We start from the raw sequence: 4902 nt of genomic DNA, 5'->3' as shown, positions 1-4902 counted from the left end.
GCGGATTGATGTATTTCCTGCTTCGTAGGCTGTTACGATCTTCTTTCTGAAATCTAGGGAATATGCTGGCATAGCTCTTTTTTTCCTGCTTTTCTGTTTCTTTCCATTGTACCCCTTAATGCCTCAACAGGCTGTAAGCAAATTCTTAATAGCTTAGTGAAGCAAGCCCCTGACTTTTGGAGTTGGCGTAAAGGCGTATTTCTGTTTATTCCAATCAGTAATAATTTAACGAATCATACAGATTTTATTGTTGGATGGGATAGCATATATTTTGATAATAAATTAGATAAAAATAGTCAAGACAATCAAGAATCTTTAAGGTTAGAAGATCTTATAGACACGATCAATCAGGCTGAGAATAATAGCGCAACCACAGACAATTCTTCACTTTGGGTTCTCTGTGAAATGGTCGGTCAAATTTATGCCGAAAGATTAAAAAATACTAACTCACAAGACTATAAAACTGAACAAGATTTAGCAATTCAATATTTTCAAAAATCAATCGCTATACGCCGTGAACTAAATTTAAGAACAGGATTAGACATATCCCTTGCGAACTTAGGAAGCTTATACGAAGCTCAAGGTGAATATGAACAGGCAAAGCAGCTTTATTCCGAAGGTCTAGACATTCTCCAAGAACAAGGAAACTATGCTGATGTGATCGCTAGATTAAATGACTTAGCCAGAATTCATCATGCACAGGGAGAATATGAAGAAGCGCTCAAACTTTATCAACAAGCTCTAAAAATTTATGAAGATGGAAAAGATACTGATATTGCCAACTATGCTAGAACTATCAATCTTCTTGCAGGTACATATCATGCTCAAGGGAAATATGCCGAAGCAGAAAAATCATACAAACAGTCTCTACATATCCGTTTAAAAGAATTTGGTGAATCTCATCCTGATGTCGCAGTTAGCCTCAATAATTTAGGACTGCTTTATGCCGAACATGGTAAATTTAGCGAAGCCGAATCCTATTATCAACAAGCTCTAGCAATCCAAAAGAAATTATTTGGCGAGACAAACCTTGATATTGCCACTAGTTTAAACAACATAGCCTTACTCTACTATGCTCAAGGTCGCCTGACCGATGCAGAGCCATATTTAGAAAATGCTTTGAAAATCCGCAAGCAATTACTAGGCGATCGCCATCCCGATGTCGCTGGCAGCTTAAATAATTTGGCGGGACTTTACAAAGCCCAAGGACGTTTTGCTGAAGCAATGCCTTTGTATGAAGAGGCTCTAGCGATCGCCATACCAAGTTTAGGTACAGATCATCCAATAACAATGAGGTTTCAAGAAAGTTTAGCAAAGCTGAGAGAACAAATAAGTTTGAGTCAAAAAGTTTAAAGCTTAGCTGCGTAAATCATGAAAGACTATTACATCAACATTTTCTACAGCGAAAAAGTGGTTGGATAGTTTGGGGCTAAGGCTGACGGTGGATGTGCAGTATAGTGAAAAATTTATGGCGGATTTTCGGGAGGCACGGCAAGATATTGAGAATGGTGTTGTTGTGCCTTTTGAAAGTATTCGCCGTGATGCTTGAACGGTTGTGAGATATCAGGCTTCATGCTGTCAATCTTACGGTTGATGACATCTTGGAATTGGTGAGATTGATCGCTTGGTCGTAGCGATTAATCAGTTTTTGAATGATCTCTAGGTTGCGATGAATTGTGCCTGTTTCATTGCCTTGGAGGTCGGGCTAAGCGATGCTTAGGCGTAAAGTACAACATTTACGATGTTCATCAACTAGGCGAATGTAGAGCGAGTCAGTTTCTTGATCGTAGGTAATTTTCATGATTACCAGACACGCCTTTTCAAATTTTGACTATTGGCAATAATCACGGAGTCTCCCGCAGGTTCAATTAGATATAGTCCTTCTTGAGTAGCATATTCATTGGCTTGTTCATCGATTTTGATTCCTGCTACGGCTCCATAGAGTTTGTGATTTTGATATTTAGGAAATGCTTCTTTAAATCTTCCTAATACTTTCAAGAATCGCTTCACATTCCCAATTTCTAAGTGTGATTTCACTTCGATCACCACGATTTCATTGGTATTTTCCACAAGAATATCTATTTCCATAGAACCGCGATCACCATCGCCTTTGACCCGCATGGCGGTGTAATGCACGTCTATTCCCTGCTCTTTAAAAAGTCTAGCGGCAGCAGGTTTGATCATGTTTTCCACAAATTCTCCCCATCGACTAGTCAAACCGCCAACTTGTTTGTTGGTTTGTTCAATAGCCTTTCGCAGCGCCTCCATTTCCTGCTCAACAATGCGGTGACGCTCCTCGAAGGCTTGTTGATATTCTTTGCGTTGTTGTTCGCTTTCACGGAAAATGGCAAAGATGTCGTCTAGGGTGACGGTGTTTTCGGGCATGGTAATTTAAGTGAGTTTAATGCGGTGTAACTATTCTAGCAATTTAGATAAAGTTGTTAGATCGCCTTCTCCCATCATCAAAAAGCAAGAAATCGCCTATCAATCAAGATCAATAGGAGATCGCTTGTAATCATCTCGTCCTAAAAAGGTAATCCAGGAATGCTAACTGGAAGTTTAGGCAATGGAATTGCGTTAGGAACGAGTTGATTGATCGTGTTGACGATCTCTAGGGCTTGGGATGCGGTTTCGGCAAAGCCTGAGTCGCCTGTAAAGCCGACATCAAAGATACATCCTTCTAATTGTTCGGGGTTTACGTTTGCTTGCTGACAGGCGGCGGTGGCGGCTTGGACTTGGGCAGGGGAGAGCATGGCTAGGGTTCGATAGCTTGATGGGAATCCGCGATCGGTGAAGGTGTCAGTATTTTGTCCTGCTTTGTAATCAAACAGTGAGTCTGCCTGACTAATGCGCCAACTATTGCCAAATTCTTTGTATAGCTGATCGAAGACGATGTTTTCGACTTTGCTCACTAATCCTGCAATTCTGCCAACACCAGGGATTATGCTACTAGCAGTCTGGGCAATTTGTCCGTAGGTAGATTGGGTTTCAATGACTTGTCCACTGCGGGTTTGGAGGTCGTCTTTGGGGTTGCCGTTGGAGTTCCCTAATAAGCCAAGATATCGCCCTGCAACGTCTGGTATGGAAGGATTGACATCCATGTAAGAGAGGTTGTTACGGGATGTTTTTCTGACGGAAACGACTTCGCCTGATGTGGTCTGAATGATGTAACTGCCTTGTCCTTGTTGGGCGATGATAGTGCCATTGGGTAATGTGCCGCCTTTTACAGGGTATGGTCTACCATCGACTCGAATCGGGGTGCTGGTGTCGCTGTCAGGTAGGCTCTGTCCATAGATGGCGATGCGGCTGTTGCCTGATTTGATGGCTACGGCGGAGTTGAGGGAAAGTTGCGCTCCAGGCACGGGGCTTTGGCGGACTTGGACTTCAAAGTTGCGATCGGTGGATTTAACGAGTGTAAATTCGCCGACGGTTTGGAAGCTATAGCGGTAGCCATCAAAGGTCACAATATGAGGATCGCCATAGCTGCTTCCTGTTTTATTTTTATCTGTGCGAGGTTGTTGACGCTGAATCTGTTGAGCAATTTGTTCACCTTGTCGATTACCCTGATCCTTACCCGTTTGAGAACCTTGATCTGCAAGATCATCTTTTTTGTTGCAATCAAACTGAAGACTAGCAACATTTATATTGTCACAGTTCACACCAATCTTATTAGTTTGATCTAGGGCATTGTTTATATCTGGTATAGCGTTAATTAGCTTACTTGTGAGAAATCCTGCTCCTCCTGATACCCTGCTGACAGAACTGGCAGCATTGGCTGTTGACATTAGTTGTAATACATCGTCTACTTGAGTTGCATTAGATGCGTCAAGAGATGTTTTCCCAAATGTCAAATCCCAAGCTGTTTTTAGAGAATTACAAATTCCACAAGATAAATCCTTTAACAAGCCATCGCCGCCTTCTGTAATAAATTTTGGTTGAAATTTTGTAGCATCATATAAATCTATTCTCTTTTGCTTTGATACCCAACGTCCCTCATAAATTATCTTTTGACCTTCGCCGCTAACATGAATAATAAATATTTTTTGGGAAATAGAATCTACTTTAAACGATATTAGCTCCGATGGGGAAAGTCTAACTTCCAATGATCCATCACTTTGATGAATAAACTCGTAAGTTGAGATAGGACAAGTATTTAAGTTAAGTGATTCAATTTTAGTTCTCTCGACATAGGGTCGTCTATTAGACAAATTAAGAATTCTAGTGACTTGACATTTTTGGGTAGACACATGAGCTACTTCGTAAACTTTATTTTTAATTTCTCTGACCTTTACGTTTTTTGATTGAAAATTTCTATTATTGGTAGCTATAGTAGTGTCATCATCAAAATCAGGTCTACGGACAGGTGTACTAGGACTAACTTCATTTGGAAATGATGGTGGTTTAGGATTGTTAGAATTAGGACGTGGGGGAGATTTGGGTGTGTCGTCATCGAAATCGCTCGATCGCTGCGTCAACAGATCACTAGATTTCGTAGTTTCTACCTTGACAGGATTAGTCGCACTTGCCTCTTGAGAATGAACAGCGATCGCATTACTAGTACATAACGCAGGATTCGCACTGAGAACACCGCAGAGAGCAACAGCCAACGACTTGTGCAACCATGTACTCGGCGACAACAAAGCGCCAAGTAGTGCAGCCACAAAACTAATCACAGCAAAAGCAAGAAACCGCAACTGACGCATAATCAATCTCCTCAATTAATATCAAATAAACTCAACCCGTCCTTGCATATCCACTGGTTCAAACACCTTTTCCATCAAAGCCAAATAGTTAATAATTTGGGAGCATCCCAAGTTTGCGCTAAGTAGAAATACTTAGCGATGGGGAATTATTAAGAAAAGCTGTACGCAAACGTAAGATCTTTGGAACATTGCATGGATT

The 4902-nt window shown here is 41.2% G+C and carries 5 protein-coding genes; 2 read left to right on the top strand and 3 right to left on the bottom strand.

Going from position 1 to position 4902, the window contains the following annotated elements:
• The first annotated feature begins 156 nt into the window (after positions 1-156).
• Entirely contained in the window at positions 157-1353 is a 1197-nt protein-coding gene (locus H6F44_RS22165) for a tetratricopeptide repeat protein (protein ID WP_190353256.1), read from the top strand.
• A 61-nt stretch (positions 1354-1414) separates the two neighbouring features.
• The gene (locus tag H6F44_RS23695; protein WP_277874150.1) at positions 1415-1549 is read left to right on the top strand and encodes a hypothetical protein; all 135 of its coding nucleotides are present in this window, start codon (positions 1415-1417) and stop codon (positions 1547-1549) included.
• 156 nt (positions 1550-1705) lie between these two features.
• Here H6F44_RS23695 and H6F44_RS24190 read toward each other — a convergent pair whose 3' ends face one another.
• The 3 genes from H6F44_RS24190 to H6F44_RS22150 form a co-directional block, all read right to left on the bottom strand.
• Positions 1706-1801, bottom strand: coding sequence for a DUF2283 domain-containing protein (locus H6F44_RS24190; RefSeq protein WP_190353255.1), 96 nt, complete (start codon positions 1799-1801; stop codon positions 1706-1708).
• A gap of 2 nt (positions 1802-1803) precedes the next feature.
• Positions 1804-2385 carry a DUF3782 domain-containing protein gene (locus tag H6F44_RS22155; RefSeq protein WP_190353254.1) on the bottom strand — a complete coding sequence of 194 codons (582 nt, stop codon included), beginning with the start codon at positions 2383-2385 and terminating at the stop codon, positions 1804-1806.
• Between the two features lie 140 nt (positions 2386-2525).
• A complete protein-coding gene (locus tag H6F44_RS22150) occupies positions 2526-4703 on the bottom strand; it encodes a VWD domain-containing protein (RefSeq protein WP_190353253.1) in 2178 nt (725 codons plus the stop codon).
• Positions 4704-4902: the final 199 nt, after the last annotated feature.

Origin of the sequence: Pseudanabaena cinerea FACHB-1277, from assembly GCF_014696345.1 — a bacterium.
Lineage (GTDB): Bacteria > Cyanobacteriota > Cyanobacteriia > Pseudanabaenales > Pseudanabaenaceae > Pseudanabaena > Pseudanabaena cinerea.
This window is presented reverse-complemented; position numbering and strand designations above follow the sequence as displayed.

Bases quoted from the DNA above. Each gene is read 5' to 3' on its own strand.
- H6F44_RS24190 (WP_190353255.1), bottom strand. From the start codon at position 1,801: ATGAAAATTACCTACGATCAAGAAACTGACTCGCTCTACATTCGCCTA.
- H6F44_RS22155 (WP_190353254.1), bottom strand. From the start codon at position 2,385: ATGCCCGAAAACACCGTCACCCTAGACGACATCTTTGCCATTTTCCGT.
- H6F44_RS22150 (WP_190353253.1), bottom strand. From the start codon at position 4,703: ATGCGTCAGTTGCGGTTTCTTGCTTTTGCTGTGATTAGTTTTGTGGCT.